This is a genomic window from Sulfurimonas hongkongensis (assembly GCF_000445475.1).
Classification (GTDB): Bacteria; Campylobacterota; Campylobacteria; order Campylobacterales; family Sulfurimonadaceae; genus Sulfurimonas; species Sulfurimonas hongkongensis.
In genome coordinates this window covers 1-21,528 of sequence record NZ_AUPZ01000015.1, presented here as the reverse complement: position 1 = coordinate 21,528, position 21,528 = coordinate 1, and the positions used below count along the sequence as shown (strand labels likewise).

Here is a 21,528-nt window from a genome sequence, read left to right as displayed (position 1 = left end):
TTACTAAATGTAGCTGACACGAAATTTTAAACGGTCTCGAAAAATCTACTATCTTAAATCTTGACTCTCCGCCATCTTCTTATCATAATGAACTATCTTATTTCTTCCAGTTGTTTTTGCAACATATAGTGCGGTATCTGCAAACTTAATACACTTCCAAATAGTATCTCCATCTTTTGGAAACATTGAGATACCTATACTTAGAGTTTTTCGCAGAGTCTCCCCAACTCCGACATCAAAGACTAACTCTGAAAATTTAGAGTGAATCTTTTTAGCTATCTCCTCGGTTCCCTCTTCGCTTGCGTTGTGCAACATCACTACAAACTCTTCTCCACCATATCTGATGGCTAAGTCTGACTCACGGATGCTCTCTTGGAGTAGTTTACCAATGGCAATAATTACTCTGTCGCCTACGTCGTGTCCGTAAGTATCATTGACTTTTTTGAAAAAGTCAACATCGAGCATCATTACTGAGTAAGTCTCTTTTAATCTATTTGCTTGATGCATGACTTGATCTATAAGCTCTTCTAGAAATCTTCTGTTATAAAGGCCAGTCATACCATCTCTTAGCGAAGTATCTGTTAGTTTCTCCATAAGTATCTGACTCTCTATAACTGGCTTCGCAGCTTCAAAATAGTGTTTTATACTATTTACACAACTTTTTATTCTCTCAACTTCGTTTTCATCTTCTCCTATAAAAGAGACAGTTAGGGAGACATCATTGTTGATAACAAAAGGTATACATACATAATTTTGTTTTTCAGACAGACAAGCTTGACAAAGATTCGGAAACTCTGTAGAGACAGTTACACTCTTAGTTCTGTTTGCACGACAAAGTTGTGCATCTTTGTTTATTTTTTCTTGACAGATCAGAGCCTCTTCATCAGTTGCATAAAATAGGTTTCGTTCATTTGTTCTGTTGTTTAACTCATAAAATGAAAAACATCTTAAGTTGTACTTTAGCTTAAATATATCTATTATTCTGTTATAGACTTCTGATTTGTTTGCATCTAACTCTATAGTCTTTTTAAACTTATAAACATCAGATAGTTCGTGTATAATGGTACTTGCTTCATGGAGTGGATCAGCTGATGAAACACTTCCTTGAGGTATAAAAGTTCCAAGATTAAGTTTTATCTCTCCAAAAGTCTTTTGCATCTTTGTAAAAAGAGTATTTAACTGTTCGGTAATTTTTTTAGCATCTCCACCTAAAGTTGTTTCAAATTTATGGGAAAAGTCTCCACTATATGCTTTCTTTATCCCATTTTGCATTGTAGAGAAGAGTTGCATAAAAGGATTGATATAATGATTTAATAAGAAGAGGACTATGATTAAAAAGAGTAGATTGATACCAAGTATTTTTAAGATGGTTATCATTCCACTTGTTCTCATATCACTAATGTCAAACTCCATGCTTATTACACCAAGCGTAGCTCCTCTTTTGACATCGTGACAACTCAAACAGTTAGTATTTCCATTATCTACTGTAGCCTTGTAGGGGATAGTGACTCTAAGTGTGGTCTCTTGAGCGTTTTCTATAACTTTTTTTATAGTCTCACCACTCTCTAAAACTTTGCTATCGATGGCATCTCTAACGGTTTCATCGTTTGAGCCTTCTCCATATTGCTGAATAACATTTTCGCTTCTAGCTAGCCAAAGAGCTTTTACCTCTTTATTATTAGCGGATATCTGATGCATAAAGTATTCTCTTTTATCCATGATATTGTTAACCATGTGAGCAGTCAGACCATCTTTTACTATAGTAGCAGTTAGTTTTGCTTTTTCTGTTGCACTCTTTATGCTATAGTCTCTAAAGTTAAGAGATACATTTATAATAGTCGCAGTTGTGAGTGCTAGTAGCATACCTGCTACTATAAGAAGAAGTTTTAGTTTTGTTTTCATGAAAGCATCACTTTTAGCTAAATTTAAAATTTAACCTAGATAATAACCTAAAAAAAATAAATTTAAAGTGAAATCCTAACAAAAATATAATATAGACTTATACCTAGTTTTATAGTGTGAACAACGCTATTCAACAGTTACGCTTTTTGCTAAGTTTCTTGGCATATCTACGTCATTTCCAAGTCTAACCGAAATCTCTAAAGCTAGAAGTTGTAAAACTACCATCATCTCAAAAAACTCTAACATATAGTGAGAAGAGTTTTTTATCTTTATAAAGTCATCTGCTTTGTCAAACTCTAGTGAACTAATAGCACAAATAGTAGAGTCTCTTGCACTGAGCTCTTCTACATTGCTTCTTGATTTTTCATAAAGCATATGCTCAGGAAGCAGTGCTATGGTAAAGAGTTCAGGATCAGCAAGGGCTATTGGACCATGTTTCATCTCTCCGCTTGGATAACCCTCAGCATGTAGATAAGAGATCTCTTTTAGCTTTAAAGCTCCTTCAAGAGCCAGAGGATAGAAAATATCTCGCCCTATAAAGAAAAAACCATGACCGTGAAGATATCTCTTAGAGAGTCTTTTTAGCCTCTCATGCATTTCATCACTTACCTTAACAGAACCAGGAACCTCACGAAGAAGTGAAATATGCTTTATAATCTCCTCTTTTTTCATGGAGTTACGAAGTTTTGCAACATACAGGCTTAGCATCCAAAATATTGTAACTTGAGTAGCAAAAGCTTTTGTAGATGCCACGCCTTTTTCTATCCCAGCTCTTGTTAGTATGCAAGAGTCCGCTAATCTGACCATCGAAGAGTTATCGACATTGCAAATTACTAATGTTTTTAGTTTTGCTTCTTTTGCCATCTTTAGAGTCTCTAATGTATCAGCCGTCTCCCCACTTTGAGAGATTACAACAAAGAGAGTGTCTTTGCTCATGATGGGATTTCTATATCTAAATTCACTTGCTACTTCAACAGAAGTTCTAATCTTTGAATATCTCTCAAAAAGATATGAAGCACTAAGTGCAGAGTGATATGAAGTGCCACAAGCACAAAGTTTTATCTCATTTATACCATCAAAAAGGCTCTTGTCTAGTTCATCAAAGATGATTTCGCTATCACTTAGTCTTCCCATCAGAGTATCTGCAACAACATGGCTTTGTTCATAAATCTCTTTTTCCATAAAAAACCTAAAACCATCTTTTTGAGCTGAGAGCTTGTCCTCTTTTAATTTTTTAAAGTTTGGTTTTCTCTCATTTGAGTCTCTATCATAGATAGCTACCTCAGATGGGTTTACAAAACCGAAGTCCCCATCTTCAAAGTAGTTTACCTCTTTAGCTTGACCTATAAGCGGAGTATCAGATGATGCAAAAAAACTCTCACCTGCATCATTAATCCCAACAAGCATTGGCGAGCCATGTTTTGCAAAAAATATAGTATCAGGTTGTGATTTTGTAGTAAGAAGAATTGCATAAGCACCCTCTAGCTCTTTTATAGTCTTTGAAAATGCTTCAAAAGCATTCTTAGAATTTTTTAGATTTTTCTCAAACTGATGGACTATAACTTCTGTGTCTGTTTGGCTTAAAAATTTCACTCCACAAGCAAGAAGCTCTTTTTTTAAGGCTGCATAATTTTCTATGATACCGTTGTGAACCACATAAGAGCTTTCTCCTAAGTGTGGATGTGCATTTAGCTCAGTTGGTTTTCCATGAGTAGCCCAACGAGTATGACCGATGCCAATTGCAAAACCATTAGTTATAAAATCTTTTGTTTTTTCTTCTAAATTTACAAGTTTTCCAATGGCTTTAAAATTTGAAAACTCTCCATTTTGTAGCACTGCAATCCCAGCTGAGTCATAACCCCTATACTCCAACTCTTTTAGTCCATCCAATAAAATTTTTTTAGTATTTCTTTTTCCAATATATCCAACAATTCCGCACATATCAAATAATCCTTGCATAATAGTTCATAAAATTTTGCGACATTATTACACATATCGTTTTGTTTTATCATTAATGATATAATCCTTCGCAATTAATAAAGGAGAGAAAAATTATGAGTAGTATAACAAAGAGAGTAACTTTTATAGCAAAAGAGGGTAGTGAGGCTAAAATGAAAGAGCTTTTATCTGCTATGGTAATCCCAAGTAAAGCAGAAGATGGTTGTATTTTTTATGATATTTTTCAGTATGAGAATAACCCTAGAAAATTTATGGCGGTAGAATCATGGAGAGATGAAACAGCACTCGATGGTCATAAAGCATCAGCTCATTACGCAGTATATAAGAGCAGTTACGAGCCTTTTTGTGAGCATAAATATAGTGATGAACTAGAGATTTTAGGATAGAGTTTTGAGCTATTTAATGGCAATAGATGCAGGAACTGGAAGCATTAGAGCAGCTATATTTGACACAAAAGGCAATCAGATAAGCGTAGCCCAAGAGGAGTGGACGCATTTGGCTGAAGATGGGGTTGCTAACTCTATGAGTTTTGACTTTGAGAAAAACTGGGGATTAACAGTTGGGTGCATCAAAAAAGCCATCTCTCTTGCAGGGATAAGTGGTGAAGATATTTTGGCTGTGAGTGCTACTAGTATGCGTGAGGCCATCGTGCTTTATGATGAAAATGACCGTGAACTTTGGGCTGTTGCAAATGTAGATGCTAGGGCTTCAAAAGAGGTAAAAGAGTTAAAAGAGAGCTATGATGGCATCGAGGAGAGATTTTACGCGCTCTCAGGTCAAACTTTTGCTCTTGGAGCCTTACCTAGGATAATGTGGCTAAAAAACAATAGAGCTGATATTTATGAGAGAGTAGCGAAAATCTCTATGATTGGTGACTGGATTTTAGCGAAACTAGGCGGTAAAATCTTTACGGATCCTAGTAACGCTGGGACTACTGGGATATTTTCACTAGAGTCTCGTGACTGGATGGGCGAGATGGCAAAAGAAGTTGGCCTAAAAGATGATATCTTTGTGCCATGCGTGGAAGTTGGAACTGTTATATCAACTGTGAGTGAGTGTGCAGCCAAAGAGACAACTCTCTCAAAGAGCACAAAGGTTGTGATGGGTGGCGGAGATGTTCAGTTGGGCTCTGCTGGTTTAGGGGTTGTAAACTTAGGAGATGCTGCGGTTTTAGGTGGCTCTTTTTGGCAACAAGTCGTAAACATACCAAGCAAAACTCCACCTCCAAAAGATATGGGCATAAGAGTAAATCCTCATGTCATTCCAAATCAATCACAAGCTGAGGGCATCACCTTTTTTAGTGGTTTAGTTATGCGCTGGTTTAGAGATGCTTTTTGTGAGATAGAAAAACTTGAAGCAAAGGAGAGAGGTGTAGATGCTTATGTTGTCTTAGAAAAAAAAGCTTCAAAAGTTCCTGTTGGTTCACACGGCATCATTCCGATATTTTCAGACTCTATGAAGTATGGCAAATGGTATCATGCGAGTCCTAGCTTTTTAAACCTAAGTCTAGATGCAAGCATCTGTAACCGTGCCTCTATGTTTAGAAGCTTGCAAGAAAATGCTGCAATAGTCTCAGGTATAAATCTTGATAAGATAAAGAAGTTCACTGGTGTTGAGATAAAAGAGATAGTTTTTGCTGGAGGTGCAAGTAAGGGCGAGTTGTGGTCGCAGATACTTAGTGATGTCTTAGGATGCAAGGTTAAAATCCCAAAAGTAACAGAGGCTACAGCTCTTGGCGCTGCAATGGCAGCTGGCGTTGGAGCTGGCATCTATGACTCTATGAGTGCGGCTGCAAGAGAGCTTGTAGTTTGGAGTAAGAGTTATGAGCCAGATATGAAAAACCATGAAATATATAGAGAACTTAAGCAGAAATTTGAGAGTGCTTATGAAGCACAACTAAAGTTAGTAGATGATAATATCACAACTTCAATGTGGAAGGCACCAGGTTTATAACCTAAAACAAAGGTGTCTTGCAAACTAGTTTATGGGGAGACATCCCTTTAAGCTGATAATAATTCAAGGAAAAAAATGTATTTATTTACAAGCGAAGTAGTATCCCCTGGTCACCCAGACAAATGTGCAGATATCATAGCAGATAGTATAGTCGATAGACTTATCATAGAAGATCCAAAGAGTAGAGTAGCATCTGAGGTTTTTGTAGCTGGCAAAAATGTCATCATCGGTGGCGAAGTTACATCAAAGGCAAAACTTAGTGATAAAGAGTATGAAAAAATAGTTAAAGATGCACTCATTGGTATCGGTTATGATGGCAAAAGTGCTTTTACAAAAGAGCAGTGTTTGTTTCCTGAGGATGTAAAAGTTCAAGTTCTTCTAAATCAACAATCACCAGATATAAATCAGGGAGTTGATCAAGAAGATGGTGAGACTGGAGCAGGGGATCAAGGTATCATGTTTGGTTATGCCTCTAATGAGACGGCGGACTTTATGCCAGCGGCTATTACTTATGCAAGAGTTTTAAGTGACAAGGTTTATCACTACGCGCTAAAGCACAACCACAAACTTGGAGTTGACATCAAAACTCAAGTTACACTTGATTATGGAACTAAAGAGAACTTTGAAAATTGTAACCCTCTCTCAATCCACACTATAGTAGTATCGGCTCCATCAAATGAAGATATGGACATCAAAGAAGTTAGAGAACTACTTCAAGGTCTAATCGACGATGCTGGACTTCCTACAAATCTATACGATCCTAAAAAAACCATCATCCATTTAAATCCAACTGGCAGATATGTAAGTCACTCTCCACTTCATGATTCAGGTCTTACAGGCAGAAAACTTATAGTGGATAGTTTTGGTGGTTATGCACCTATTGGCGGTGGAGCACAATCATCTAAAGATTATACAAAGGTTGATAGAAGTGGACTCTATGCCGCAAGATGGCTAGCCAAACATATAGTTGCAGCTGGTTTTGCAAAGAAGTGTTCAGTTCAACTCTCTTATGCGATAGGCGTTGCAAAACCTACTTCAGTCTCAGTTGATACATATGGAACTGTTTGTGATGGTCTTGATGATGATAAACTCTCTACTTTTGTAAGTGAAAACTTCTCACTAACTCCAAACTGGATTACGGCTAAGTTTGGACTTGATTGCCCAAGTGCAGAGACTTTCCTCTATGCTGATGTAGCGGCTCGTGGACAAGTAGGGCAGAGTGATTACCCTTGGGAAAAGTTAGATGCTTTAGAGATTTTTGAGAAGTTGAAAAAGTAAAGATAGCATAAGGAAAAGTTTGAAAAGTTTATACGAAGATGCGAATGAGTTTAAGACAGACTTAGACTTAAGAGTCTATACCTCAAGACTACTAGGGCAAGATAGCTCTTTAGTACTTCATGGTGGTGGAAATACCTCTGTAAAATCTACTGCTACAAATCTTTTTGGAGAGAGCGAAGAGATACTATATGTCAAAGGTAGTGGCTGGGACTTAGCAACCATTGAAGCTGAGGGCTTTGCCCCTGTGAAGATGGAGATGCTACTTAAGATGGCGGAGTTAAAAGAGCTGAGTGATAGTGATATGGTTAAGTATCAGCGTTTAGCAATGACAAATCCATCTGCACCAAACCCTTCTGTTGAAGCAATCTTGCACGCTATTATTCCTTACAAGTTTGTAGATCACACTCACGCTGATGCCGTTGTTACTATTACAAATACAGAGGATGGAGAGGCTAGGATAAAAGAGCTCTATGGCTCTAGAGTTCTTATCATTCCATATATCATGCCAGGATTTGTTTTGGCAAAGCTTGTTTATGAGATGACAAAAAATCTTGTGTGGAGTAAGATAGATGCTATGGTTCTTATGAATCATGGACTCTTTACTTTTAGTGATGATGCTAGAGAATCTTATGAGAAAACTATAGAGCTTGTAGATATGGCTGAGAACTATCTTGCATCTAAGGGTGCTGTTTTAGAAAACCTCGGAAGTGGGACTTTTGGGGATGCTAACCAATGGCATTCTCCACTATGTGTCCCGCAAACAGGCGAGGCTGAAGCCTCACTTCCAAGTGATGAACTCTTAGAACTTGCAAAGATAAGAAAAGAGGTCTCAAATTTAAAAGGAAGCGCTACTATCTCCCTTTTTAATGACTCTGCATTAGCGCAAAAATTCTCAAAAGAAGATGTAGAACAAATCGCCACAAGAGGCCCTCTAACACCTGACCATGTGATACGAACAAAAAGAATCCCAGCTATTTTAAAAGATGATTTTAAAACAGAACTAGCTTCTTTTGTTAAAGATTATATCTCCTATTTTAAAGAGAACAAAACTAAGGAAACACTTCTAAACCCAGCTCCAAATTTTGCCATCTTTAAAGATAGAGGAAGTCTCTCCTTTGGCAAAAGCATAAAAGAAGCAAAGATAATCCAAGATATAAATGAACACACTTTTGAAGCTATACTAAAAGCTGAGAAACTAGGTGGATACAAGGCTCTTAGTGCATCTGAAATCTTTGAAGTTGAGTATTGGGAATTAGAACAAGCGAAACTGAAAAAATCTTCATCTAAGCAAGAGTTTGAAGGTAAGATTGCACTTGTAAGTGGGCAGAGTGAAGCTTCATGTGCGAGTGCTGAGATGCTTCGTAAAAAGGGTGCATCTGTAGTAGTTCTTGGGAGTGTTGAGAGTTTACAAAAGGCTGATTTTATAAACTTAAGATGTGATATAAAGCTAGGTGATGAGGTGCAAAAAGCACTAGAGTTTACTATAAAAAACTTTGGCGGAGTGGATATCGTAATAGTCCACAAAGATGAAGAAGAGTTAGTAAAACACAGCTGTGAATTTTTAAACTACGGCATAGATGCGAGTGTTATACTCCTTGCATCTAAAGATGAAAAACTTGACTTTTGCGAGTCTGAAATTACTACAAATATATTAAGATTAGAGACTCTAAGCTCAGATGCTGCGGAGTTAATCTGCGCAATGGCTCACCAACCAGAAGTAAAAATTTTAGGATAAAAAATGAACTTAAAAGAGAAAATAGAGAAAGGAGAGAGAGTCTCATTTGATGAGGCACTTAGTCTTTATGAGATGGATTTTTTTGAGCTAGGGCAGCTAGCTGATGCAAAGAGACTCTCACTTCATGGTAAAAAAACATACTTTAATATTAACCGCCATATAAATCCAACAAATATCTGTGCAGATGTTTGTAAGTTCTGTGCATACTCAGCAAATAGAAAAAACCCAAATCCCTACACAATGACGCATGATGAGATAATGAATATCGTAAAAGATGTAGAGAGTCGCGGTATAAAAGAGGTTCATATAGTCTCTGCACATAACCCTGGTACTGGACTTGACTGGTATCTTGGTATCTTTAAAAAGATAAAAGAGGCATATCCAAAGATGCATGTAAAAGCATTAACAGCGGCAGAGGTTGACTTTTTAGCACGAGAGTATAACAAAAGCTATGATGAGATACTAGATCTGATGGTTGCAAATGGTGTTGATTCCATGCCTGGTGGTGGAGCTGAAATCTTTGATGAAGAGGTTCGAGACTATATCTGTAAGGGAAAAGTTACATCCCAACAGTGGCTGGATATCCATGAAAAGTGGCACGCAAGAGGCAAAATGTCAAATGTTACTATGCTCTTTGGTCATGTTGAGAGTAGGGCAAACCGCATAGACCACATGATGCGCATACGAGAACTGCAAGATAAAAGCAAAGGTTTTAACGCTTTTATCCCTCTTGTTTATCAAAGAGAGAACAACTATCTAAAGATCCAAAAAGATATAAGTGCGGATGAGATTTTAAGAACTATTGCCATCAGTCGCATAGTCTTAGACAATGTACCAAATATAAAAGCTTACTGGGTGACTTCAACTGTTGGTCTTGCACTTCTTGCTCAAGAGTTTGGAGCAAATGACCTTGATGGAACTATAGAGAGGGAGTCTATAAACTCCGCAGCAGGTGCTAAAAGTGCAAATGGAGTTGAGCTAGATGAGTTTGTTGCACTTATAAAAAATAGTGGCTTTATTCCTATTGAGAGAGATAGCATCTACAATGAGATAAAGACTTGGTAAATTTTTTTTCATGCTTAGAATAAGGCTATGTATTGTAGTATGAATTTTCAAGTCAAGCTTGGGAACTAGAGAAAGAGAGAAGGTAGTAGGATATGGATATTTCGGTTGTAATCCCAACTTATAACCGATATAAAGTTCTTCAACGTGCATTAGCATCTGTATATGCTCAAACTTATAAACCAAAAGAAGTCATAATCATAGATGATGGCTCTACTGATAAAACTCCACAAATAACAAAAGATTTTCCAAACATAACTTACATATATCAAAAAAATGCAGGAGTCTCTAGTGCAAGAAACATGGGGATAAAATACGTAAAATATGAGTGGATAGCATTTTTAGACTCTGATGATGAGTGGCATAAAGACAAACTAAAAGAGCAGTTGAATCTGCATAAAAAAAGTAATGAGTTACTGATGAGTTATACAGATGAGAAGTGGATACGAGATGCAAAAGAGGTAAAAGTGGCAAAAAAGTATGCAAAAGTAAGCCAAGATATATTTGCATCTTCACTTTCTCACTGTATCATAGCTCCATCAGCTGCTCTAATGCACAAAAGTATTTTTGAATCTATTGGATTTTTTGATGAGAGTCTGGAAGTTTGTGAAGATTACGACTTATGGCTTAGAGTGGCAATTAAACATAAAATAGGCTTAGTTGATAAGAAACTCATCACAAAATACGGTGGAGCTAATGACCAGTTGAGCATGAAATTTTGGGGTATGGATAGGTTTAGAGTTGTGGCTTTAGAGAAGCTCTTAAGAGAAAGCAACCAAGAAGAAGTTACTAGCACTTTGTATGATAAAAAAGAGATGATTAAATCAGAACTTTTGAAAAAATATACTCTTTTATTAAAAGGGGCTGTAAAACATGATAAAATACAAGATATTAAAATTTATGAAAAAAAAATAAGCGAATTGGTATGAAATTTTTTTTAATATTTTGTCTATTTTTATCATCTGTGTATGCTAAAAAACCAAAGCTATTTTTACTCAATGTTTATAAAAAAGATATAAATGTTACCTCGTGGTATATGAGTGAAAAGCTTGATGGTATTAGAGCTTATTGGGATGGTAAAAGACTCCTCTCAAGAGCTGGAAATGACTTTAATGCGCCTAGCTTTTTTACAAAGGATTTTCCTTCACATAAGCTAGATGGTGAGTTGTGGAGTAAAAGGGAGGACTTCTCAAATATTAACTCAATTGTAAGTACACAAAATGATAAAGCTAGATGGAGTGAGTTAACTTATAATATCTTTGAAGTTCCAAATGCTAAGGGAGGACTTTTAAAGCGATTAGGTCTTGTAAAGGAGTCAAAATATTTAAGACTCATAAAACAGATAGAAGTAAGAAATAACAAGCACTTAGAAGAGTATTTAAAAGAGCTAGAAATAAAGGGGGCTGAGGGATTAGTTGTTCGTGATGGAAGTTTGGATTATTATACTCAGAGAAACAATAGTGCTCTAAAAGTCAAGAGTTCTAATGATGCGGAGTGCGAAGTAGTTAGTTACACAAAAGGTAGAGGAAAATATAGAGATATGCTTGGTTCTTTGATCTGCAAGATGCAAGATGATAAAATTATAAAAATAGGGAGTGGTTTAAGTGACGTACAAAGAGCAAATCCACCAAAAATTGGTGCTATAATTACTTTTAAATATTATGGGCTTACATCAAAGAGTAATCCTAGATTTCCAATTTTTTTACGCATTAGAAGATAAAATATAAAGGATCAGACATGAAATACACCCACAACTTCAACCCTTGTATCTCAGATAGAGATATATTTAAAGAGATAGTAAAAGAGAAAGAGTACATAGGTTACTATAACCTTGTACACCAAGATACTACTAATTTTAAAGAGTATGCAAAAGGTGTGAAACAGTCAAATGTTGTAGTCATTGGCATCGGTGGAAGTACGCTAGGAACTTACGCTATATACAAATATCTAAAGTATTCAAAGAGCTTGAAAAAACAGCTCTACTTTTTAGAAACAACTGATCCCATAGATATAAAGTCAAAACTTGAAGCCATAGACTTAAATGACACTCTTTTTGTAGTGATTTCAAAGTCTGGAACTACCATAGAGACTGTCTCCATCTTTAAATATATAAACTCTTTGGTAAAGTGTGATAAAGACAACACTATAGTCGTAACAGAGAGTGATTCTAAACTCAACTACTATGCACAAAAAAACTCTATAAAAAGGTTTGAAATTCCTAAGAATGTGGGGGGGAGATTTTCTGTATTTAGCGCGGTTGGTTTAGTTCCTTTGGCAATTGTAGGCATAGATATAGATGAACTTTTAAGTGGTGCTAAAAAAATTTATAATGGATTTTTTGATAAAGAAGATGCGTATAAGAGGCTACTTAAAAAAGCGAGATTTTTTGCAGAGTATAAAAATAGTTTTAACATAAATGTTGTTTTTTCTTACTCTTCAAGACTAGAGGGTTTTAATGATTGGTATATCCAGCTTTGGGGTGAGAGTCTAGGCAAGATTGATATAAACTCAAGCAGGCAAGGTTTAACGCCTATCGGCATCATAGGTCCCATAGACCAACACTCTTTTTTACAGCTCATTGTGGAGGGAAAAAGAGATAAAACGGTAACGGTTATAAAAGTAGAGGACTTTGCAAGTGACTTAGAGATTCCTCATGTCAAACTAGAAGGGTTAGAAGAGTTAGACTATATAGATGGTATAAAATTTTCATATCTTATAAACCAACAAGCCGATGCAACAATAGAGTCTATAAACAACTTAAATGATATACCATGTGATGTGATAACCATAGATGGAGTAAGTGAGAAAAGCATAGCTAGTTTGATGTATGAGTATGAGCTTTTAACATCCTTGTGTGCAAAATTTATGTATATAAACGCTTATGACCAACCAGGTGTTGAAGCTGGAAAAAAGATACTTAAAGAGAGGCTGAGTAATGCTTAAGCTTGAGCTATATTTGCAATTTTATTGTAGATAGTTAAATGCAATTAAAACTCTTTTTGAAAATCACAAATAAATCTTTTAATAAGTATATTGGAGCTTAGTATTGAACTTAGAATTTTGGTCTGTTTTGTCTATTGTATTATTTCTTAGTTTAATATTGAATTTTTTATTGATTAACTACTCTTCAAAATTAAAATTAATGGATATTCCAAACAAGAGAAGTATGCATAAAGTTGAAAAATCACGTGCTGGAGGAGTAGCAATATTTTTCTCTTTTTTAGTTGGTATTTTCTTTCTTGGGGTAAATGTAAATGCCTATATTATGGCTGGATTTTTCTTGGTTTTTATACTTGGTATTTATGATGATATTTTTGGTTACTCTTCAAAAGTGAAGTTTTTTTGGTTGTCTGTGGCTGCTATTTTTTTGTGCTTGGGAGGAATGTATATTGAAAGCTTAGGAACATTTTTAGGTGTGGATATGATTTTGCCAACATCTCTTGCAATGCTCTTTTCTATTTTTGCTATTGTAGGATTTATCAACGCTATGAACCTTATAGATGGACTAGATGGACTTAGTTCTGGTGTAGCTATTGTTATGCTTGGAGCGTACGCCTATATAGGATATAAGTATGCAGATACCTTTTTACTCTATACTAGTGCTACGCTTATAGTCTCTTTGCTAGCTTTTTTATTTTATAATTGGTATCCATCAAAGCTATTTATGGGGGATAATGGTAGTTTAACCTTAGGATTTGTAATAGTTGTTTTATCCATACACTCTGTACAAATGGATTATATCTCTGCAGTAAGTATACTTTTAATAACAGCAGTTCCTATATTAGATACTCTTATTGTTATGATTAGAAGGATAAGAAGAAGAAAAAATCCATTTAATCCGGATATGACACATGTTCATCATATAATTCTTAAGCAGTACTATAAAGATGTATCAAAAACTACAAAAATTATAATACTTTTACAGATTGTATTTAGTAGTATAGGGCTAGGATTTAAAGTAAGAGATGATACGATAATTCTTGCAATGTTTATCTTGTTATTTATACTTTTTTATAATCTACTAACACCAAAAATAGTTGTTGATTAAATTTAATGTAACAAATTGTAATATTATTGCAATGATATTAAATATTTACAATCATATTTTGTATAGATAAAACATTACAATATACTAAATAACATCAAAAAAAAGGGGTTAAAATGAAAATTTTGGCTATGGTTATTTTGGGGTTTAGTATGTTGTTTGCTGCGGTAGATATTAATATAGCAAACAAAGATGAGTTAACTACTTTAAAAGGCATTGGTGCTAGCAAAGCTGAGATGATTGTAAAACATAGAAAAACAAAGTGTTTTAAAAATGTTGATGAACTTATAGAGGTTAAGGGAATTGGCGAGAAAACTATAGAGAAAAATAGAAAAAATCTCACTGCAAGTAAGTGTAAAAAGTAGTTATTATAACAACTCTTAAGTGAGGAGACTTATCCTCACTTTATAACATGTCCTACAAATTTACTCATATTGTTCAGAATTTCTGAGCCTTTTCTAAAGCTAAGCCCGCAGGATTCATATGCAAAAAAGAGACCTGCTTGATATTTTGCTCCATCTGAGTCTTTGTTAAACTCAACATACTCTTGATAGACTTTTTTATAGTTACCGTACTCTCCATCAGTTTGCTCTAGCACTTTACCATTAGCATCTATGATTTTAGTGTTAGCTCCCTCTCTGCCAAAGACAGTTTTTTCAACTTGTTTAACTCCATCTAGTGGCTCAAACGATGTTTGAAGTAAGTAAGGACTATCAACAAATAGGTCATACATAATCTTCATTATTCCCTTTGACTGGAACAAAAGTGTATATGCGGGATTTAAGATGATGGCCTTTTGGTTTTGCATGATAGAGTTTAGTGTAGTGGCAAGTTCTGGCTCGCTACTACCGATATCTTCCCAAGGATAGAGTTTAAACCAATATTCATATTGGTTTTCATCTGCATCAAAGACACCCTCTTCATCAAACCTAACATTGTTTAAATACTCAAAACTTGTATTAAACCCCGCATCAGTTGCCATCTGCTGAAGTAGTCTTGTTGTAGCTTCTTCCTCATTATCTCCCTCTACGCTTGAGAAGAGTATCTTCCAACCATCATATCTCTCATTAAAAAGTTCTGTATCTTCATCTAGAGTTATGAGTCTTTTAAAGTTCTCTTTTATAGCATCATAAACATTGTTAAACTGCTTATCTTCATTCATACTGTTTTCTTTTAACAAAGCCCATTGAAGCAGGGCGGTCTCAAAGAGTGCAGTTGGAGTGTCGGCATTAAACTCTATAAGTTTTATAGGTTCACCATCAAGTCCACCGGCTAGATCAAAACGACCATATATATGCCAATGAACATCATTTTCCCAACTTTTTTTTATCATCTCAATTAGATTAAATGGGATGCCAAGCTCAAAAAAAAGATCATTTTCTATCACATACTCTGCTGCCTCAACAAACATGTCATATATCTCATTTCCTGCCTCATAATAAGCCTCAGCTTCATCTTGGGTTACATTTACAAGTTGGTTGTTTATGTATTTCGTTGTATCGCTATCAGTGTGCCACGAAAAACCCAACTCTTCTAAGTTATCATCACTCAAACTATCTATATTTTTTAGACTTATCATCCGCCATAGCTCCTGCTACTTTTCGACGCAGTCCTAGAGTTACTTCCACCAAAAAAACTCCTTTTTGAAGACGAACTCTTAGATGCTTTTGAAGCTGCTGAACGACTATAAGCACTTTTATTTGTGCTTGCTGAATTTTTTGCAAAATTTTTGTTATTCATAAGAGCGTTGCCTATCATATTTCCCAAAAGTGAACCAGCTGCAACTGCTAAAATTGTTCCAGCTAAGCCCATTCCAGCACTGCTATCTCCACTTTGCACAGTCTCAGAAGTTCCATCTTGAACTTTTTGGTACTCTTGCTCGGCTAGCGCTTTCATCTCCTCTTCATTCATAAAACGTTCAATGGTATTTCCATGGGCATCTTTTTCACGAATGATAGCTCTATTTGGCCCCTCAGTCGGCATCTCTTCAGTTACTATGTACTTACCATTTGCTTGTTGTTCTATAACTAAGAAGCGGTTTTGTTGCTCTTGTTGTTGTGTTCCACAACCACTTAATACACTCATCATAATAACTCCTGCACTCCCTAGTGCTACGCCACCTGCCAAACTTGAAATATGTTTCATCTAATTAAATCCTTTTTCTTTAGTAATATAGTTTTTTTAAGGTCATAATCATAAAAAGTGATTATCTCTCTTCCCTCATAGTAAATATCCCCAACAAAGAAGTTTTTTTTATCATTGAGAGTTACATTTTTTTGCATAAACATCTTCTCCCCCAGTGCATATCCTATGTTAGGATAAAGTGTTGAGAGCGATATAATAAAAAGAAGGAATATAAAGGTAGCTGAAATTTTAAGGTTTTTTACATAGATTATTGCAAAGCCAGTTAGGATTGAAAAAAACATAAACAAGATGATGTTTTGATGATCTACAAACAAGACATTGTAGTAAACTTTAATTTCATAAAAATCTATATAGTTTTTTTGCAAACCCAAAAAGATAAAAAAATCTAAAATAAATGTTACAAATACACCAGTTAAAAGAGCTTGAAGAGCTTTTGTCATCTTAATTTTCTCCTTTTTTGATTGTTTATGAGATATAAAGATGAAGAACTTCTTTGGTGCAACCCATCTTTGTTTTGTACTATTATATCAGCTTTATCTGTACAAAAAACCATATCAAAATCTCCTCCTGCCTCATTAGCAGAAGTAGAGTAGTGCCAGACTAAGTCTCTTAAGAGCTGAGAGTCGAGCGAGCTTTTGCTCACTCTAAAGGAAGAGTTTTTAACTATAAAAGTAGTTTTTTTAGCACGCCTTACACTATTTTTAAACTTTTGAGGAATCCTAGTCTTTGAGCAAAGTAGTGCTTTAAAATCTTTATAAACTTTAATAAATGGTTTATCTTGGCTTCTTTTTTTTATCTCTTTTAGTTTTTGCTGATCTTGAGATAAAAAACCGACAGTAGTGTCGGTTTGAGCAAGTATTACTCTCACCCTTATGTTAGAAAGTCTTGTAAGGCTTTTGAGTCTAACCATGAGTCATCGCCTATCTCATCAAGAGATAAGATAAGTGCTCTTGCAGCACTAAGAGTTGTAAAGTATGGAATATTTCGCTTTAAAACTTCTTGACGGATTACTATAGCATCCTTTTTAGAAGTGTTGTTATCAGAGGTGTTTATTGCCATTGCTATTTCATCATTTTTCATACTATCTTCAATATTTGGACGGCCTTCTGAAATCTTTAAAACTACTTCACAAGGAATGCCATCTGCTTCAATAACAGCTTGAGTACCTTTTGTTGCTACTAATTTAAAGCCATGTTTATGAAGTCCCGATGCTATCTCACAAGCGTGTACTTTATCTGTATCTACAAAAGACAAGAAACATGTTCCACTCTTTGGGATCTTGTTTCCAGCTGAGAGCTGAGCTTTGGCAAAACTAACTCCAAAGTTTGAACTAATTCCCATAACTTCACCAGTTGATTTCATCTCAGGAGATAAAACTAAGTCCGCACCATAGAGTTTATGAAAAGGGAAAACCGCTTCCTTTACAGAGATATGACCCTTTAGTTTTGGCTTTAGTAGTCCATTTACTTCTTGGACTATCTCATACTTGTCATAGTACTCTAGTGAACTTCTTAAGGTTTCGCCAACCATAACACGGGTTGCAACTTTTGCGAGTGGCATCCCAGTGGCTTTTGAGACAAAGGGGACAGTTCTTGAAGCTCTTGGGTTTACCTCTATAAGATATATTTCATCTCTATATATCGCGTATTGAACATTCATAAGTCCGATAACACCAAGTCCTAATGCTATAGTTTGAGTCTGTTCTTCTACTCTTTGAATCATCTCCTCAGAGAGGTTTACAGGAGGAAGTGAACAAGCACTATCTCCTGAGTGTATTCCAGCCTCTTCAATATGTTGCATTACAGAACCTATATATACATCTTTGCCATCACTAATAGCATCAACATCAAGCTCTATAGCTTGGTCTAAAAATTTATCTATAAGAACAGGAGCTTCGTTTGACACTGAGATAGCTAAGTCCATGTACTCTCTAAGCTCATCTTCTGTGTAAACTATTCTCATACCGCGGCCACCAAGAACAAAAGAGGGACGAACTAAAACAGGAAAGCCTAACTTTTCGGCTATGATGTAAGACTCTTCTTTAGTTCTAGCTAGTCCATTTGCAGGCTGTTTTAGATTGTACTCTTTTACAAAGTTAGAAAACTGCTCTCTATCTTCTGCTAAGTCTATAACGGCTGATGGAGTTCCAGCAATCTTAGCCCCTATCTTTGTTAAGCCATCTGCTAGCTTTAGGGGAGTCTGCCCACCAAAGTGAACTATGATGCCATCTGGTTGCTCATTTTCTATAACTTCTCTAACATGTTCAAAGTCAATAGGCTCAAAGTACAAAACATCAGAAGTGTCATAGTCAGTAGAAACTGTCTCAGGATTACAGTTGTACATGATAGTCTCTATATCCATCTCCTTTAGTGCAAAAGCAGCATGAACACAACAGTAGTCAAACTCTATACCTTGACCGATTCTATTTGGTCCACCGCCTAAGATAAGGACTTTTTTCTTATCACTCACTCTATTTTTAACATCAGGTAAGATAGATATATTTGTAGTTGAGTAGAGATAAGGTGTAAGAGCTTCAAACTCTGCTGCACAAGTGTCAACTTCGTTAAACTCTAGTGATATACCTAGTTTTTTTCTTGCATCATAGACTTGCATCTCTGTTGTTTTTTGCTCTGAGTTTTTAGTTATTAGCTCGGCTATTCTTTTATCAGAAAAGCCATCTACTTTGATGCTTCTCATAAGTGTTGCATCTTGTAGAATATCTTTTGTAATTGTGCTCTCAGACTCTACTATCTCTTGAAGTTGGTATAAAAACCATGGGTCAATAGCACAAGCATCAAACATCTCTTCTATACTCATACCACGGCGAAATCCCTCTGCTACAAACAAAGCTCTATCAGCATTTGGACGGCGAATCTCGTGTTTTATAAAGTCATCATCGCCTTGCATTGGCTCAAAACCACAAACTCCAGTCTCAAGTGAACAGAGTGCTTTTTGCATAGACTCTTTAAAAGTTCTACCGATAGCCATAGCCTCGCCAACTGACTTCATACTTGTACTTAGCGTGCTAACAGCTTCAGGAAACTTTTCAAATGTAAAACGAGGAACCTTTGTTACTATATAGTCAATAACTGGTTCAAAAGCTGCTGGAGTTCCTGTGATGTCGTTTGTTATCTCATCTAAAGTATAACCAACTGCTAAAAGAGTTGCCACTTTTGCTATAGGATAACCAGTGGCCTTAGATGCAAGAGCAGATGAGCGCGAAACTCTAGGGTTCATCTCTATAACTATCATTCTGCCAGTTTTTGGATCTATGGCAAATTGAACATTAGATCCACCAGTATCTACGCCTATCTCTCTAAGAATTGCAAAAGAAGCATCACGCATTCTTTGGTACTCTTTGTCTGTTAGAGTAAGAGCGGGTGCTACTGTGATACTGTCTCCAGTGTGAACACCCATAGGATCAAAATTTTCGATAGAACAAACAATAATGCAGTTATCAGCCTTATCGCGGATAACTTCCATCTCGTACTCTTTCCAACCTAGCATTGATTCCATAATCTCTATCTCATTTACAGGAGATGCTGAGATGCCCTCTTGTGCTAGCTTTTTGAATTCTTCCATGTTGTAAGCTACGCCTGAACCACCACCCGCTAGTGTAAAAGAGGCTCTTGAAATTACTGGAAAACCTATCTCACGGGCAACTTCTATAGCTTCATCAACACTATAAGCATTGCGACTCTTTGGTAAGTCCATGCCTATTTTTATCATAGCTTCATTAAATGCTGAGCGGTCTTCACCTTTGTGAATAGCCTCTGGAGATGCACCTAAAAACTCCACACCCTCAAGCATTCCTTTTTCATACATACTAGTAGCTACATTTAGTGCAGTTTGTCCACCCATAGTTGGAAGAACTGCATCGACTCTTTCTTTTTTGATGATGCGCGTTATTACATCTTCTGTGATTGGTTCTATGTAAGTTCTATCTGCAAACTCAGGGTCTGTCATAATAGTTGCTGGATTTGAGTTGATAAGAATAACTCTATACCCTTGCTCTTTTAGAGTCTTTACAGCTTGAGTACCTGAGTAGTCAAACTCACAAGCTTGACCAATGATAATAGGACCAGAACCTATCAGTAAAATCGTGTGTATGTCGGTGCGTTTTGGCATTTTTTTCCTTTTTGCAAAGTAGTAGGACTTTGTATGCTTAAGAGTTTATAATAAATGATGCGATTCTACTCAAAAAGCACTTAATTTTTGATGAGAAGCAGTGGCTATCTTTGCTATCTTAATATCTTAGAGAGTAAATATAAAACCTAGACTCTTTTGTAGTCTAATAAATAGTAGAGACTGTGAAATAACTAGGAAGTGAGGCTTCAACCTCGCCTTTTTGCGGGACACATAGTGGAGAGTGCCATTGGTTAGCATTCCCAAAAGTCCCACTTCCGGAAGAAAACTATAGTTATTTCACAGTCTCGTAGGAGTGAGTTCTATGAGTAGATGGTTGAAAATTGATTTTTAACACCTGATTTTAACTAATATAAAGATCGCTAGGTAATTTATTAGCTCTTATGTTTAGTTGTATGCTTGTTGTCTATGTATGAAATCAACAACGACTACAATAAGCTTATCACCCTCAATAAGATAAAACAGTCTATAGTTTCCGATCCTATATCTATAATAACCCTCGAAATCATCTTTTAGTTTTTTAATATTAGTTCCGTAAAAAGGGTTTTTTCTAAGTTGAGGATAAACAAAATGTTCAATTTTTGAATATAATTTTTTATCTATTTTCTTTTTAACTTTTTCGAAAGTTTTAGTTTCAGCAATCTGATACTTAGACAATGGTGTAGTCACCATTTTTGAAATCATCTAAACCATTCATCAAGTTTTGAACAAGCTCTTTATCATCTATAATTTCTACCATCTCTTCATTCTCTACAAATTGTGAGGATGTTAAATATTGCATTGTTGCAAACTCTATAAAGTTTGAAAGGTTTCTTTTTTGACCTTCAGCTGCGAGTTTAATCATATCGTAAACAGAGTCGTCAACTCTCATTGTAACTGTTTTCATAATATATCCTTTGAATAATAATTATACTATTATATTCAAATTAATTCAGTTTGTCAATTTTATATTCAAGCAAAGGGGCGTAGCAAGTGGATAACTATTTGTCTCAAGTGTTTGTTGTATACTTTTATAATAATTGAGTGCTATTAACAATTATTAAGGTAGATCCTGAATCAAGTTCAGGATGACGGTTTGTTTGTTCAGGATGACAGTTTGTTTGTTCAGGATGACAGTTTGTTTGTTCAGGATGACAGTTTGTTTGTTCAGGATGACGCGTGTCCCGTCATTCCGTGCTTGACACGGAATCTAGTTTATAAATTAATCAGAGGGTTCAATTTATTTGGGAGTGTTAGAAATTTCGTGTCAGTTTGATAAAATACTATCAAGGACTGACAATGAATGAAGAAGTAGATTTTGCTT

General features: G+C 35.7%; 19 protein-coding genes. 10 read left to right on the top strand and 9 right to left on the bottom strand.

Features of this window, described 5'->3' with window-relative positions; translation table 11 throughout:
- Positions 1-48 precede the first annotated feature (48 nt).
- Together M947_RS22125 and glmS are read right to left on the bottom strand one after the other, a co-directional pair.
- Complete coding sequence (locus tag M947_RS22125; RefSeq protein ID WP_021288347.1) at positions 49-1,902, bottom strand: GGDEF domain-containing protein; 1,854 nt, start codon at positions 1,900-1,902, stop codon at positions 49-51.
- A 126-nt stretch (positions 1,903-2,028) separates the two neighbouring features.
- Positions 2,029-3,843 (bottom strand): glutamine--fructose-6-phosphate transaminase (isomerizing), encoded by a 1,815-nt coding sequence (glmS, locus tag M947_RS22120; protein WP_021288346.1) that lies wholly within the window; start codon positions 3,841-3,843, stop codon positions 2,029-2,031.
- A 113-nt stretch (positions 3,844-3,956) separates the two neighbouring features.
- Between glmS and M947_RS22115 the strand changes: the two genes are divergently transcribed.
- The 10 genes from M947_RS22115 (at position 3,957) to M947_RS22070 (ending at position 14,299) form a co-directional block, all read left to right on the top strand.
- Positions 3,957-4,247 (top strand): putative quinol monooxygenase, encoded by a 291-nt coding sequence (locus M947_RS22115; protein WP_021288345.1) that lies wholly within the window; start codon positions 3,957-3,959, stop codon positions 4,245-4,247.
- A 4-nt stretch (positions 4,248-4,251) separates the two neighbouring features.
- Complete coding sequence (lsrK, locus tag M947_RS22110; RefSeq protein ID WP_021288344.1) at positions 4,252-5,814, top strand: autoinducer-2 kinase; 1,563 nt, start codon at positions 4,252-4,254, stop codon at positions 5,812-5,814.
- Between the two features lie 75 nt (positions 5,815-5,889).
- Complete coding sequence (gene metK / locus M947_RS22105; RefSeq protein ID WP_021288343.1) at positions 5,890-7,092, top strand: methionine adenosyltransferase; 1,203 nt, start codon at positions 5,890-5,892, stop codon at positions 7,090-7,092.
- A 19-nt stretch (positions 7,093-7,111) separates the two neighbouring features.
- Positions 7,112-8,827 carry a bifunctional aldolase/short-chain dehydrogenase gene (locus M947_RS22100; protein WP_021288342.1) on the top strand — a complete coding sequence of 572 codons (1,716 nt, stop codon included), beginning with the start codon at positions 7,112-7,114 and terminating at the stop codon, positions 8,825-8,827.
- A 3-nt stretch (positions 8,828-8,830) separates the two neighbouring features.
- A complete protein-coding gene (mqnE, locus tag M947_RS22095; protein ID WP_021288341.1) occupies positions 8,831-9,892 on the top strand; it encodes an aminofutalosine synthase MqnE in 1,062 nt (353 codons plus the stop codon).
- Between the two features lie 92 nt (positions 9,893-9,984).
- Entirely contained in the window at positions 9,985-10,818 is an 834-nt protein-coding gene (locus M947_RS22090) for a glycosyltransferase family 2 protein (protein WP_021288340.1), read from the top strand.
- Positions 10,815-11,609, top strand: coding sequence for a DNA ligase (locus tag M947_RS22085; protein WP_021288339.1), 795 nt, complete (start codon positions 10,815-10,817; stop codon positions 11,607-11,609). The genes M947_RS22090 and M947_RS22085 overlap by 4 nt, the downstream gene beginning before the upstream one ends.
- A gap of 17 nt (positions 11,610-11,626) precedes the next feature.
- Complete coding sequence (locus M947_RS22080) at positions 11,627-12,832, top strand: glucose-6-phosphate isomerase (protein ID WP_021288338.1); 1,206 nt, start codon at positions 11,627-11,629, stop codon at positions 12,830-12,832.
- Positions 12,833-13,055: 223 nt separating this feature from the next.
- A complete protein-coding gene (locus M947_RS22075; RefSeq protein ID WP_021288337.1) occupies positions 13,056-13,937 on the top strand; it encodes an MraY family glycosyltransferase in 882 nt (293 codons plus the stop codon).
- 113 nt (positions 13,938-14,050) lie between these two features.
- Complete coding sequence (locus M947_RS22070) at positions 14,051-14,299, top strand: ComEA family DNA-binding protein (RefSeq protein ID WP_021288336.1); 249 nt, start codon at positions 14,051-14,053, stop codon at positions 14,297-14,299.
- A gap of 35 nt (positions 14,300-14,334) precedes the next feature.
- On the opposite strand, the gene M947_RS22065 is transcribed toward M947_RS22070, so the two are convergent.
- From M947_RS22065 to M947_RS22035, 7 genes are all read right to left on the bottom strand, one after another.
- On the bottom strand, positions 14,335-15,513 hold the full coding sequence (locus M947_RS22065) for a glutathionylspermidine synthase family protein (RefSeq protein WP_021288335.1): 1,179 nt from the start codon (positions 15,511-15,513) through the stop codon (positions 14,335-14,337).
- Positions 15,510-16,079, bottom strand: coding sequence for a Cj0371 family chemotaxis-regulating polar lipoprotein (locus tag M947_RS22060; protein WP_021288334.1), 570 nt, complete (start codon positions 16,077-16,079; stop codon positions 15,510-15,512). Before M947_RS22060 ends, M947_RS22065 begins: the two co-directional genes overlap by 4 nt.
- A complete protein-coding gene (locus M947_RS22055; RefSeq protein ID WP_021288333.1) occupies positions 16,076-16,519 on the bottom strand; it encodes a hypothetical protein in 444 nt (147 codons plus the stop codon). Before M947_RS22055 ends, M947_RS22060 begins: the two co-directional genes overlap by 4 nt.
- Positions 16,516-16,989 carry a hypothetical protein gene (locus M947_RS22050; RefSeq protein WP_021288332.1) on the bottom strand — a complete coding sequence of 158 codons (474 nt, stop codon included), beginning with the start codon at positions 16,987-16,989 and terminating at the stop codon, positions 16,516-16,518. The genes M947_RS22055 and M947_RS22050 overlap by 4 nt, the downstream gene beginning before the upstream one ends.
- Positions 16,950-20,207: a carbamoyl-phosphate synthase large subunit gene (gene carB, locus M947_RS22045; RefSeq protein ID WP_021288331.1), complete on the bottom strand. Its 3,258-nt coding sequence runs from the start codon at positions 20,205-20,207 to the stop codon at positions 16,950-16,952. Before carB ends, M947_RS22050 begins: the two co-directional genes overlap by 40 nt.
- Positions 20,208-20,612: 405 nt before the next feature.
- Positions 20,613-20,909 (bottom strand): type II toxin-antitoxin system RelE family toxin, encoded by a 297-nt coding sequence (locus tag M947_RS22040; protein ID WP_245541268.1) that lies wholly within the window; start codon positions 20,907-20,909, stop codon positions 20,613-20,615.
- Entirely contained in the window at positions 20,875-21,111 is a 237-nt protein-coding gene (locus tag M947_RS22035) for a hypothetical protein (RefSeq protein WP_021288329.1), read from the bottom strand. The genes M947_RS22040 and M947_RS22035 overlap by 35 nt, the downstream gene beginning before the upstream one ends.
- Positions 21,112-21,528: the final 417 nt, after the last annotated feature.